Origin of the sequence: Streptomyces ferrugineus (genome assembly GCF_015160855.1) — a bacterium.
In the GTDB taxonomy this organism is placed as follows: Bacteria; Actinomycetota; Actinomycetes; order Streptomycetales; family Streptomycetaceae; genus Streptomyces; species Streptomyces ferrugineus.
In genome coordinates this window covers 916,729-928,752 of record NZ_CP063373.1, presented here as the reverse complement: position 1 = coordinate 928,752, position 12,024 = coordinate 916,729, and the positions used below count along the sequence as shown (strand labels likewise).

The 12,024-nt window shown below is 72.3% G+C and carries 10 protein-coding genes; 5 read left to right on the top strand and 5 right to left on the bottom strand.

Translation table 11 applies throughout. The features are described 5' to 3' along the window. Position 1: 1 nt before the first annotated feature. The 3 genes from galE to IM697_RS04465 all read right to left on the bottom strand — a co-directional run bounded on the left by galE (position 2) and on the right by IM697_RS04465 (position 3,965). Positions 2–973, bottom strand: coding sequence for a UDP-glucose 4-epimerase GalE (galE, locus tag IM697_RS04475; RefSeq protein ID WP_194044933.1), 972 nt, complete (start codon positions 971–973; stop codon positions 2–4). 29 nt (positions 974–1,002) lie between these two features. After that, positions 1,003–2,595 carry a glycosyltransferase family 2 protein gene (locus IM697_RS04470; protein ID WP_194044932.1) on the bottom strand — a complete coding sequence of 531 codons (1,593 nt, stop codon included), beginning with the start codon at positions 2,593–2,595 and terminating at the stop codon, positions 1,003–1,005. Between the two features lie 134 nt (positions 2,596–2,729). Then, on the bottom strand, positions 2,730–3,965 hold the full coding sequence (locus IM697_RS04465) for an amidohydrolase family protein (RefSeq protein WP_194044931.1): 1,236 nt from the start codon (positions 3,963–3,965) through the stop codon (positions 2,730–2,732). Between the two features lie 187 nt (positions 3,966–4,152). On the opposite strand from IM697_RS04465, the gene afsR reads away from it, so the two are divergent. Then, positions 4,153–7,110 (top strand): SARP-family global regulator AfsR, encoded by a 2,958-nt coding sequence (gene afsR, locus IM697_RS04460; RefSeq protein WP_194044930.1) that lies wholly within the window; start codon positions 4,153–4,155, stop codon positions 7,108–7,110. A 238-nt stretch (positions 7,111–7,348) separates the two neighbouring features. Then, complete coding sequence (afsS, locus tag IM697_RS04455; protein ID WP_194044929.1) at positions 7,349–7,546, top strand: regulatory protein AfsS; 198 nt, start codon at positions 7,349–7,351, stop codon at positions 7,544–7,546. 63 nt (positions 7,547–7,609) lie between these two features. Here the strand turns inward: afsS and IM697_RS04450 are convergent, their stop codons facing one another. Further along, complete coding sequence (locus IM697_RS04450) at positions 7,610–9,175, bottom strand: FadD3 family acyl-CoA ligase (RefSeq protein ID WP_228044498.1); 1,566 nt, start codon at positions 9,173–9,175, stop codon at positions 7,610–7,612. 95 nt (positions 9,176–9,270) lie between these two features. Here IM697_RS04450 and IM697_RS04445 point away from each other — a divergent pair, with 95 nt between their 5' ends. From IM697_RS04445 to IM697_RS04435, 3 genes are read left to right on the top strand one after another with little or no spacing between them, the layout of a single operon-like run. Then, a complete protein-coding gene (locus tag IM697_RS04445) occupies positions 9,271–10,419 on the top strand; it encodes a lipid-transfer protein (protein ID WP_194044928.1) in 1,149 nt (382 codons plus the stop codon). Between the two features lie 7 nt (positions 10,420–10,426). Beyond that, positions 10,427–10,843, top strand: coding sequence for a Zn-ribbon domain-containing OB-fold protein (locus IM697_RS04440; protein ID WP_194044926.1), 417 nt, complete (start codon positions 10,427–10,429; stop codon positions 10,841–10,843). Further along, positions 10,840–11,610 (top strand): enoyl-CoA hydratase/isomerase family protein, encoded by a 771-nt coding sequence (locus IM697_RS04435; RefSeq protein ID WP_194044917.1) that lies wholly within the window; start codon positions 10,840–10,842, stop codon positions 11,608–11,610. The genes IM697_RS04440 and IM697_RS04435 overlap by 4 nt, the downstream gene beginning before the upstream one ends. 9 nt (positions 11,611–11,619) lie before the next feature. Here IM697_RS04435 and IM697_RS04430 read toward each other — a convergent pair whose 3' ends face one another. After that, on the bottom strand, positions 11,620–11,868 hold the full coding sequence (locus IM697_RS04430) for a hypothetical protein (RefSeq protein ID WP_194044914.1): 249 nt from the start codon (positions 11,866–11,868) through the stop codon (positions 11,620–11,622). Between the last annotated feature and the right edge of the window lie 156 nt (positions 11,869–12,024).

The window sequence follows — 12,024 nt, the reverse complement described above, 5'->3', positions numbered from 1 at the left end:
CTCACTCCACGGGGTGGTTCGAGGTCCAGCCCGCCCAGGCGGACGAGATCATGTCGTCCACCCCGTACCGCGCCTTCCAGCCCAGCTCCGCCGCGATGCGGTCGGCCGAGGCGACGACCCTGGCGGGGTCGCCCGGCCGCCGGTCCACGACCTCGGGGGGCAGGGCGTGGCCGGTGAGCGTGTTGATCCGGTCGATCATCTCGCGCACCGAGACGCCCTCCCCGCGCCCGATGTTGAGGGTGAGGTCCGTGCCCGGCACCGCGCTCAGCCGCCGCGCGGTCGCCACGTGGGCCTCCGCCAGGTCGACGACGTGGATGTAGTCGCGGACGCAGGTGCCGTCGGGGGTCGGGTAGTCGGCCCCGAAGACGCGCGGGGGCGCGTTGTCCGTCAGCTTCTCGAAGACCATGGGGACGAGGTTGAAGACGCCGGTGTCGGCGAGTTCGGGGGTGGCCGCGCCGGCCACGTTGAAGTAGCGGAGCGAGGCCGTGGACAGACCGGTGGCCCGGCCGGTGGCGCGGACCAGCCACTCGCCGGCCAGCTTGGTCTCGCCGTACGGCGACATCGGCAGGCACGGCGTCTCCTCCGTGACGAGGTCGACGTCCGGCATGCCGTAGACCGCCGCCGAGGACGAGAAGACGAAGGACCGCACCTGCGCCGCCGTCACGGCCTCCAGGAGGACGCGCAGGCCCTCGACGTTCTCCCGGTAGTAGTGCAGGGGGAGCTCGACGGACTCGCCGACCTGCTTCTTCGCCGCGAGGTGGACGACGCCGGTGATGCCGTGGTCCCGGATGACGCGCCCGAGCCGCTCACCGTCCAGCGTGGAGCCGACGACCAGCGGTACGCCGTCGGGTACCCGCTCGGCGATCCCCGTGGACAAGTCGTCGTAGACGACGGCTCGTTCGCCCGCGTCCAGCATCGCGCGCACGACGTGCGCCCCGATGTAGCCGGCGCCACCGGTGATCAGCCAGGTCATGTACAGCCCTTCATCGAAAGAGTCACGTATCAGCGGAAGAAGCGCTTCAGGCGACGGCGTACGACGTCCGTCACCCCGCTCAGACCGGGCGCGAGCCGCACCGCGAGGGCCCCCGAGTGGGTGGCGTACGGCTGCACCAGCAGCACGGCGTGCCGCAGGCTCGGCAGGGCGCGCCGGCTCAGCAGCCCGGCGCCCGCGACGGCGTGCGCGGTGATCTCCCGGTGGGTGCCGTCCTTGAAGCACAGCCGGAGCTTCAGGTCCCAGGTGCCGCGGCCCAGCGCCGCCAGGTCCAGCGGGAACTCGGCGGACCAGGTGTCGGAGTCCGGGTGGGCCGTGAGGGACGCCGTACCGGAGAATCCCAGCCGGCCGTCGTCCCGCTCCACGAACTGGGCCTCGACGGCCTCCGGTCCCGCCTGCGCCATCCGCCCGTACATCTCGTGCAGGCGCAGCCGCAGCACCGTCCCGCGCACGCGTGGCCGCAGTGCGGCGTCGACGGCGGCCGGCAGCAGGTGCGCCGGGCGGACCAGGAGGTGGTCCAGCTCTACCTGGGGCAGCCGCGCCGACCAGATCGGGGAGCCGTCGTCCGCGCGCGCGTACGGCGGGTTCAGCCGGGCCGGGCGGGCCGCGAACTCCTTGAGCCGGCCCAGGTCGCACGGCTCCTCGGAGGCGAGGACCACCCGGGCGACGACCCGGCCGGGCGCGGGCCCCGACGCGAAGTCGGCCTCGTCGAAGGAGGCCAGGTACGCGCGTGTGACGGTCCACCACTCACGCCGGTACTCCGCGCCGCGCAGATGCAGCTCGCGCGCGTACATCCGCAGCGAGTGGTCGAGGAAGCGGGCCCGCGTCGCCTGCGCCAGCCGCTTCTCGCCGGCGCCCAGCAGGATGTCGTACGAGAGCTGGTCGGCGTCGATCCGGGCCTGCCAGTTGGCGATGTTCGCGCGGTCGAGGGAGATGGACAGCCGGGCCGCCGACCGGCGTACGTGCCAGATGTACACCGGCTCCGGGACGAGCGCGATGCTCGGGGCGGCGGCCAGCACGCGCGCGGTGAAGACGAAGTCCTCGTAGGGGAAGCGGCCCTCGGGGAAGCGGATGCCGTGCCCGCGCAGGAAGTCGGTGCGGTAGAGCTTGTTGACGCTGAGCGTGTCGCGCACCAGGCGTACCCGCCGGGCGGGGTGGTCGACCAGTGCGCGCCCGGCGTACAGCTCGTGCTGCCACGGCGTCTCGCGCCCGGACGGCAGCTCCTTGCGCAGGCACAGCCCGGCCGCGACCGGCGCGTCGTGCCGCACGGCCGCGTCCAGCAGCGTGTCGACGGCGCCGAGCGGGAGCACGTCGTCGCTGTCCAGGAACATGACATAGGGCGAGGTCGCGGCGTTCAGCCCGTCGTTGCGCGGGGTGCCGCAGCCGCCGCTGTTGGTGGGGCGCCGGAGCACCTTCAGGCGGGGTTCGTCGGCGGCCATCCGCTTCAGCAGCTCCGCGCTGCCGTCCGACGAGCAGTCGTCGACCGCGATCACCTCATGGACGGCCGGCCCCTGCGCGAGCGCCGACCGAACCGCGTCCGCCACATGGGCGACGTCGTCGTACCCGATGACGACGACGGCGACCTGAGCGTGCTGGACAGCCATGAATGCCCCGACCCGTAGAGGTTTGTACCTGATGCCTGGTACGAGAGCTTCGCACCTCGGAGGGGAAGATGACGTCTACGGGGCCGGGGTTCCGTTGAGGGGTTTTTGATTGCGATTCGATTACCGCGCCGCAGTCACCGCGCCGCGCCGTCCCAGCGGCCGTCCGGGGTCAGCCCCAGCAGTTCGATCGCGTTGCCGCGCACGATCCGCTCGACGACCTCCGGGTCCAGATGGCCCATCTGGGCCTCGCCGACCTCGCGGGACTTCGGCCAGGTGGAGTCGGAGTGGGGGTAGTCGGTCTCGTAGAGGACGTTCCCGACGCCGATCGAGTCCAGGTTCCTCAGCCCGAAGGCGTCGTCGAAGAAGCAGCCGTAGACGTGGTCGGCGAACAGCTCGGACGGCGGCCGGTGCACCTTGTCGGCGACCCCGCCCCAGCCCCGGTTCTCCTCCCACACCACGTCGGCGCGCTCGAGGATGTAGGGGATCCACCCGATCTGCCCTTCGGCGTACATGACCTTGAGGTTCGGGAAGCGCTCGAACTTGCCGCTCATCAGCCAGTCGACCATCGAGAAGCAGCAGTTGGCGAAGGTGATGGTGGAGCCGACGGCGGGCGGGGCGTCGGCGGAGGTGGAGGGCATCCGGCTCGACGACCCGATGTGCATGGCGACGACCGTGCCGGTCTCGTCGCAGGCGGCGAGGAAGGGGTCCCAGTCGTCGGTGTGGACGGAGGGGAGTCCGAGGTGCGGGGGGATCTCGGAGAAGGCGACGGCGCGTACGCCGCGGGCGGCGTTGCGGCGGACCTCGGCGGCCGCCAGCTCGGCGTCCCACAGGGGGATGAGGGTGAGCGGTATGAGCCGGCCTTCGGCCGCCGGCCCGCACCACTCCTCCACCATCCAGTCGTTGTAGGCCCGCACGCCCAGCAGGCCCAGCTCGTGGTCCGCGGCCTCGGTGAAGGTCTGGCCGCAGAAGCGCGGGAAGGTCGGGAAGCAGAGCGCGGACTGGACGTGGTTGACGTCCATGTCGGCGAGGCGGGCGGGGACGTCGTACGACCCCGGGCGCATCTGCTCGTACGTGATGACCTCGAGCCTGATCTCGTCCCTGCTGTAGCCGACGGCGGTGTCGAGACGGGTCAGCGGGCGGTGCAGGTCCTCGTACACCCACCAGTCGCCGAGCGGCCCCTCGTCGCCGGGGCGGCCCATGACGGGCTTGAACCGGCCGCCGAGGAAGCTCATTTCCTTCAGCGGCGCGCGGACTATGCGCGGACCGGTGTCGAGGTACTTCTTCGGAAGCCGGTCCTGCCACACCGTCGGCGGCTCCACCGTGTGGTCGTCGACGGAGATGATCAGCGGAAACGTCGTCTCGGTGTCCATGTCCGCCACGGTAGCGCCGATCTGACGGTCCGTCAGCTATGCGGGCGCGCCCGCCGCTTTGCGAAGAGCACGTGAGGGCCTTGTGATATCCCGCGCGTCTGCCTGTGATCACCCTCTCCACGGCTGACGCATCTGCCATGAACAAGGCAAACTGGCGGAGATGTAAACGGGTCCTAGGGGGACGGCGATGGACGGGGTACCGCGAGTACCGGAGCCGAGGCGGCCCGGCTCCTCGGCAGACGCGGCGGAGCCGCCGGCGCTGCGCTTCGGCGTACTCGGTCCGGTACGCGCGTGGCGCGGCGAGGAACAGCTCCCGACCGGCTCCCCCCAGCAACGCGCCCTGCTCGCGGCCCTGCTGCTGCGCGAGGGCCGTACGGCGACCGCGGCGGAGCTGATCGACGCCGTGTGGGGCGAGGAGCCGCCCTCGCAGGCGCTGGCCGCGCTGCGGACGTACGCCTCCCGGCTGCGCAAGGTCCTGGACCCCGGGGTCCTGGTGAGCGAGTCCGGCGGCTACGCGGTGCGGGGCCTGGCCGAGGGCGCGCTGGACCTGGCGGCGGCGCAGGAGCTCGCGGCGGCGGCGGAGAAGGCGAGGAACGCCGGGGATCTGCACCAGGCGCGGGACGTGCTGGGGCGGGCGCTGTCCCTGTGGGACGGCGAGGTCCTGGCAGGCGTCCCCGGGCCGTACGCGGAGGCCCAGCGGGTCCGCCTGGAGGAGTGGCGGCTGCAGCTGCTGGAATCCCGCCTCGACATGGACCTGGAGCAGGGCTGCCACGCGGAGGCGGTCTCGGAGCTGACGGCGCTCACCGCGGAGCATCCGCTGCGCGAGCGGCTGCGGGAGCTGCTGATGCTGGCGCTGTACCGCAGCGGCCGGCAGGCGGAGGCGCTGGCGGTGTACGCGGACACCCGGCGCCTGCTGGCGGACGAGCTGGGCGTGGACCCGCGTCCGGGCCTGAGCGAGCTCCAGCGGCGCATCCTCCAGGCGGACCCGGCCCTCGCGGAGCCGTCGGCGCCGGCGGGCGAACCGGCGGCGGTCCCGGTGCGCCCGGCCCAGCTCCCCGCCACGGTCCCGGACTTCACCGGCCGCGCCTCCTCCGTCTCCGAGCTGAGCGAGGTCCTCGCCTCGGCCGAGGGCCGGGTGATGGCGGTGTCGGCGCTGGCCGGCATCGGCGGCGTGGGCAAGACGACACTCGCGGTGCACGTGGCGCACCAGGCGCGCTCGGCGTTCCCCGACGGTCAGCTCTACGTCGACCTCCAGGGCGCGGGCCCGCGCGCGGCGGAGCCGGAGACGGTCCTGGGCTCCTTCCTGCGGGCCCTCGGCACACCGGACGCGGCGATCCCCGACTCCCTGGAGGAACGCTCGGCCCTGTACCGCTCGGTGCTGGACGGCCGCCGGGTCCTGGTCCTGCTGGACAACGCCAGGGACGCGGCCCAGGTACGCCCGCTGCTGCCGGGCACGGACGGCTGCGCGGCGCTGGTGACCTCCCGCGTCCGCATGGTGGACCTGGCGGGCGCCCACCTGGTCGACCTGGACGTGATGTCGCCGGACGAGGCGTTGCAGCTGTTCACGAAGATCGTGGGCGAGGAACGGGTGGCGTCGGAACGCGAGGCCGCGCTGGACGTGGTGGCGGCGTGCGGCTTCCTGCCGCTGGCCATCCGCATCGCCGCGTCCCGCCTCGCGGCCCGCCGCACCTGGACGGTCTCGGTCCTCGCGGAGAAGCTCGCGGACGAACGCCGGCGCCTGGACGAGCTCCAGGCCGGCGACCTCGCGGTCAAGGCGACCTTCGAGCTGGGCTATGGGGCCCTGGAGCCGGCCCAGGCGCGCGCCTTCCGCCTGCTGGGCCTGGCCGACGGCCCGGACATCTCACTGGCGGCGGCCGCGGCGGTGCTCGACCTTCCGGCGGAGGACACGGAGGACCTGCTGGAGTCCCTCGTCGACACCTCGCTCCTGGAATCGGCGGCGCCCGGCCGGTACCGGTACCACGATCTGGTGCGACTCTACGCGCGTGCCTGTGCGGAACGGGACGAGTGGCCACCGAGCGAGCGGGACGCGGCGCTGTCCCGGTTGCTGGACTTCTATCTGGCCACGACCGCGCGGGTGTACGCGATCGAGCACCCCGGGGACCGGCTGACCGACGACCTGGAGCCGACCCGCTATCCGGGGCTGGGCTTCACCGAGGGGACGGAGGCCCTCGACTGGCTGTACACCGAGGCCGGTCAACTGCTGGCCTGTGTACGGCAGGCGGCCGGGACGGAGCGGCTGCGGCGGGCCGTCGATCTGCTCTGGGCGGCGAAGGACCTGACCGAGTCCGGGGCCAACTCGCATCAGTACGAGATGACCGCGAGGGCCACCTGCGAGGCCACCCGGGCCGCCGGCCACGAGCGGGCGGAGGGCAGGGCGCGTACGGTGCTCAGCGATGTGCTGCTGGTCTCCGGACGTATTCAGCCCGCCGAGCAGGAGGCCCGCGTCGCCATGGAGCTGGCGGGGAGCGCGCAGGACGCCACCGCCGTCAGCTGGGTGGCCAACAACCGGGGACTGATCTGCCTGCACGAGAGCCGGTTCGCCGAGAGCAAGGTCTTCTTCGACCAGGCCCTGGAAGGCCTGCGGGCGGCGGGGAACCGGCCCTTCGAGGCCACCGTCCTGGGCAACCTGTCACGGGCCCATCTGGGCATGGGCAACATCGCCAGGGCCGTGGAGATGGCGCAGCACGGGCTCGCCGTGCACACCGAGATCGGCCGGACCGTGCGCCTCGCCAACGGGCACTTCGCGCTGGGCGTCGCCCTGACCCGGGCGGGCCGCTACGCCGAGGCGCTGAGCCGGTTCTCCGACGCCCTCGGCATCTTCAACGACCATCGGCAGCGGCTGTGGGAGGGCGTCACCCACTTCCGCATCGCCGAGGTGCACTCGGCCGACCGCCGCCCGGCCCAGGCCGCGCAACACGCCGAGCAGGCTCTCGCGCTGGGCTGCATCGGGGGTGACCGGATGCAGGGCAACGTGCTGACGCTCCTGGGGCGTTCGCTCGCCGCGCTCGGTCAGGCGGACCGGGCCCGGGCGTGCTGGCGCGAGGCTCTCAACCTCTTCGAGCAGCACGACGCCGTGGAGGCCGCAGAGGTGCGCGCGCTGCTCAGCTCGACCGCAGCGGCCTAGGAGTCGGACCCCTGACCTGGGGATCTCGGGCCACTGACCTGGGGATCGCGGGCGTTCAGCGTTCGTTTATCTCCGCCCGGCAGTCTCATACCCGTCGGACCGTCGCGTCGGGGGGCAGGCGGTCGGACCCGGAGCCCGACCGATTAATGTGCGGCTCCGAACGCCCGTCCGGCAATCCTCGGGGGAGTTTCCGGACGGGCGTTCCTCACTCATCGACGAAGAAGAGGAGCATGAGCCCATGAGCGAGCAGCAGAAGGACACGACCGTCTCTCCGGACAACAACGCGATGCCCAGCGAGCCCGCCACGACGGACGAGCAGGTCACCACGCTCAACAACGCCATGCCCAGCGAGCCGGCCACCGCGGACGAGAAGATCACCACGCTCAACAACGCCATGCCGGCCGGGCCCGCGCACCTGGACCTGAACGACAAGTAAGCCTCATCTCGCGAGGATCGGCCGCGGCGGCGCGGAGGGGAGCCGCCGCGGCCGAAATGTGCGTCAGGGCCGCCCTCGCAGCTCCCCCTTGACCACCTTCCCGCTCGCGTTCCGCGGCAGTTCCGCCACGAACTCCACCGCCCGCGGCACCTTGTAGTTCGCCATCTCCCGCCGCGCCCAGACGATCAGGTCGTCGCCGGTCAGCACCGAGCCGGGGCGGCGCACCACGAACGCCTTGCCGGCCTCCCCGAGGCGCGGGTCGGGTACGCCGATCACCGCGACGTCGGCGACGTCGGGGTGCAGGCCCAGCATCTGCTCTATCTCCGCCGGGTACGCGTTGAAGCCGCCGACGATGAACATGTCCTTGATGCGGTCCGTGATGCGCAGGTTGCCCGCATCATCCAGCACGCCCACGTCTCCGGTCCGCAGCCAGCCGTCCGGTGTGAGCACCTCGGCTGTGGCGGCCTCGTCCTCGTAGTAGCCGCGCATGACGTTGAAGCCGCGGACCAGGACCTCGCCGGGTTCGCCGGGCGGGGCCTCGACGCGGATCTCGGTGCCGGGGATGGCGCGGCCCGATGTCGAGGCGATGACGGACGGGTCGTCGCCGCGGCGGCACATCGTGACGATGCCGCTGGCCTCCGAGAGGCCGTACGCCGTGAGGACGGTCTCCACGCCGAGTTCTCCGCGCAGGCGTTCCACCAGCCGCAAGGGCACGACCGCGGCGCCGGTGACCACCAGCCGGAGCGCCGAGAGGTCGTGGGAACTCCTCGCCGGGTGGTCCAGGAGGGACTGGTGGAGAGTCGGGGGGCCGGGCAGGACCGAGACTCGTTCCGCCGCGATGTTCGCCAGGGCCGTGTTCACGTTGAAGACCGGCTGCGGGATCATCGTCGCTCCCCGCATCAGGCAGGCGATCACCCCGGCCTTGTAGCCGAAGGTGTGGAAGAAGGGGTTCACGATGAGGTAGCGGTCGCCGTGGCGGAGGCCTGCCAGGTCGCTCCACATCTCGTAGGCACGCAGGGTCTGGGCGTGGCTGATCACCGCGCCCTTCGGGCGGCCCGTCGTCCCGGACGTGAAGACGATGTCGGACGGCCAGGAGCCGCCCACGGCCTCGGCGCGCGCCCGCACCTCCGTCGCGCTCACCGCGTCGCCGCTCGCCAGGAAGTCCTTCCAGGTGCGGTAGTCCGCGGGGGCGTCGTCCGACAGCACCACCACCTGCTCCAGCTCCGGCAGGCCCGGGCCCTCCGCGACCGCCCGGCGCAGCGACGCCACGTACGACGTGCCGAGGAAGGTGCCGGTGACGAACAGCAGCCGGGTCCCGCTGCGGCGCAGCACGTCCGCCGCCTCCGCGCCCTTGAAGCGGGTGTTGAGCGGGACGAGCACCGCGCCCGCCGACACCGCGCCCAGCGCCGCCACGATCCAGTCGAGGGTGTTCGGCGCCCAGATGGCGACCCGGTCGCCCGGCGCGATGCCGTTCGCCAGGCAGGCCGCCGTCGAGCGTTCGACCCGGGCGCCCAGTTCGGCGTACGAGATCCGGCCGCGGCCCTCCACCACCGCCTCGGTGTCCGCGTACCGCTCGGCCGCGGTTCGTACGAGTTCCGGAATGCTGCCCCACTCCAAGTCGCCGCGCACGGCACACCTCCTCCCAACCCGTAGCTGACTACCCGTCAGATTAGCTGTACTCTGACGCCCTGTCAGCAGCCCTTCAGCAGCGTGGAGGTGTGCGCATGGCCGGACTCAAGGACGCCACCGCGATCGTCGGCATAGGACAGACACCCTTCGCCAAGCGGCTCGACGAGGACGAGCGGACCCTCGCCTGCCGGGCCGTCCTCGCCGCGCTCGACGATGCCGGGATAGCACCGGACGAGGTCGACGCACTGGCCAGCTACACCATGGAGGAGACCGACGAGGTCGAGCTGGCGAAGGCGGTCGGGTTCGGGGACCTGACCTTCTTCAGCAAGGTGGGCTACGGGGGTGGCGGATCGTGTGCCACCGTCGCGCATCTCGCGGGCGCCATCGCCACCGGGCAGGCGTCGGTCGGCGTCGCCTGGCGGTCGCGGAAGCGCGGCAGCGGGCCCCGGCCCTGGCGGAACACGAACGTCCAGCTCCCCACCCCGGCCCAGTGGACCCGGCCGTACGGCCTGCTGCGGCCGGTCGACGAGATCGCCATGCTCGCCCGGCGGTACATGCACGAGTTCGGCGCGACGCGGGATCACCTCTTCAACGTCGCGCTCGCCTGCCGGAACCGGGCCAACCAGAACCCGGACGCGCTCATGTACGACCGTCCCCTGACCCGCGAGATGTACATGACCTCGCGGTGGATCAGCGAGCCGCTCTGCCTCTTCGACAACTGCCTGGAGACCGACGGGGCGTTGGCCTGTGTCGTCGTCAGCAGGGAGCGGGCGCGGGACTGCCGGCACGCCCCCGTCTATGTCCACTCCGCCGCCCAGGGCCTGCCCGCCCAGCACCACGGCATGGTCAACTACTGGAACGACGACCCGCTCACGGGGCCTGCCTGGACCGCCGCCCGGCAGCTGTGGAAGCACGCCGACTTCACTCCACAGGATGTGGACGTCGCCCAGATCTACGATGCGTTCACGGCGCTGATACCGCTGTCGCTGGAGGGGTACGGCTTCTGCGGGAGGGGGGAGGGAGGCGCGTTCACGGAAGGGGGTGCCCTCGAAATCGGCGGGCGGCTGCCGCTCAACACCAGCGGCGGCGGGCTGAGTGAGGCCTATGTCCATGGGTTCAACCTCATCAACGAGGGCGTCAAACAACTCCGCGGCACCGGCACCGCCCAGGTCCCCGGCGCCGCCACCTGCCTCGTCACCGCCGGCGAAGGCGTCCCCACCTCCGCGCTGCTCCTGAGGAGTTGATCGGACGATGCTGTCCCCTGTCACCGACGCCGACGGCGCCCCCTTCTGGGAGTACGCCGCCCGGGGCGAACTGCGCGTCCAGGCCTGCGCCGACTGCGGCGAGCTCCGCTTCCCGCCCCGCCCCTGCTGCCCGCACTGCCAGTCCTTCGCGAGCGAGTGGCGGCGGGTCGGCGGACAGGGGCGGATCTGGTCCTACGTCGTCCCGCATCCGCCCCTGCTGCCCGAGTACGCCGAGCAGGCGCCGTACAACGTCGTGGTCGTCGAACTCGCCGACGCGCCCCGCATCCGCCTGGTCGGGAACCTCGTCACCGGCCCCGACGCCCCCCTCGACTCCCTCTCCCCGGACCGGATCCGCATCGGCGCCAAGGTCCAGGCCGTCTTCAGCGGCGGCGGGCTGCTTCAGTGGGTCCTGGAGCGCCCATGAGCCTCGGCATCGCGATCGACAAGGACACCGGTGTCGCCGTCGTCACCCTGGACCGGCCCGAGCGGCTCAACGCCATCGACCTCGGCCTGCGGGACCGACTGGTCGAGTGCTGGCGGGGGTTGCGCTTCGACGACACCGTACGGGCCGTCGTGCTCACCGGTGCCGGCGGGCGGGCCTTCTGCACGGGGCTGGACCGGGAGGCCGTCGTCCCGCAGCCGGACTCGCCGTACATGACGGACGACCCGCTGCTGCGGGTCGGGCCCAAGTCCAACGACCTGTGGAAGCCCGTCGTCGCCGCCGTGACCGGCATGGCCTGCGGGGGCGCCTTCTATCTGCTCGGCGAGGCCGACTTCCTCGTCGCCGACCCGGACGCCACCTTCTTCGACCCGCACACCACCTACGGCATGGTCAGCGCCTACGAGTCGATGCTGATGGCGCTGCGGATGCCGTACGGGGAGGCCGCGCGGATGGCGCTGATGGGGAGCGCGGAGCGGCTGTCGGCGCGGCGGGCGCACGAGATCGGGCTGGTGTCCGAAGTCGCCGCGCCCGGTGGCGCGTTGGCCGCCGCGGTGGAGTGCGCCGCCGTCATCGCCGGGTATCCGGCGCGGGGCGTGCAGGGCACCGTACGGGCGCTGTGGGCGGCCAAGGAGGCCGCCCTGGCCCAGGCGTTCGCGCAGGCGCCGCACCTGATCGCGCTCGGCAACCTGCCGGCCGAGCGGCAGGCGGAGCTGTTCCGGGCGCGGCGCCGCGATCACCGGGTGCGGTGAGGCTCTCGGCTACTGCGCCTCGCGCGTCACGTCGTCCAGGGCGCAGGTGACGCCGGTCGTGCTCTCGCCCGCGCCGGGGACGTAGAAGGCGGCCACGTCCAGGGTTTCCGTGGTGTCGGGCGAGACGTACGGGATGGCGGACGAGCTGGTGCGCACGGGGGCGCCCTCGGGGTCCTCGAAGACCACGCCGAACTCGTAGGTGTACGTGGTGATGCCGCTGGTGTTGGCGGCCTCGACGCGGACATGGCGAAGCTTCACGGTGTTTCAACCCCCGTTGTCGCGATCGTGAGCACGTCACGTTAGCAGCGGCCACATGGCGGTAAGCGCTCACCCGGCGTAGCGTCTCGTGTAAGGGCGGTGAAGATGACCGCTCCCCTGGGACGGCCGCCGTCCGGACCCCTTCCGTGCGCCGGC